Origin of the sequence: Cupriavidus sp. SIMBA_020 (assembly GCF_046535395.1) — a bacterium.
Classification (GTDB): domain Bacteria; phylum Pseudomonadota; class Gammaproteobacteria; order Burkholderiales; family Burkholderiaceae; genus Cupriavidus; species Cupriavidus campinensis.
Genome location: NZ_JAWRWU010001200.1, coordinates 1 through 252, shown reverse-complemented (window position 1 = coordinate 252; position 252 = coordinate 1). Strand labels below are relative to the sequence as shown.

The 252-nt window shown below is 64.3% G+C and carries 1 protein-coding gene; it reads left to right on the top strand.

Going from position 1 to position 252, the window contains the following annotated elements; genetic code table 11:
* On the top strand, positions 1-252 hold a 252-nt coding region (locus tag SB751_RS33335; protein WP_410749409.1), incomplete at both ends, for a hypothetical protein.

Genomic DNA, 252 nt, shown 5'->3' with positions numbered 1-252 from the left:
ACAGCGGTGCTGAAGGATCTGGAAGCGCTCAAGGGGCTGGTGGAACGCAAGATGGACGGCGTCGTCGCCATGGCCATGACCAACCCGTTGTCCCGACGGGCCGTGTTGGAAAGCAACCTGCAATGGGCCAGCATCGGCGCCCGCATCATGGCGTCCACGTCGCAGGCGGAACCGAATCCGTCCATTTACGCGCGAGCGTCGGACATCCCGAAATCCCAGACTGGCGAATCCCGCCAGGGCGCGCTCATAGGC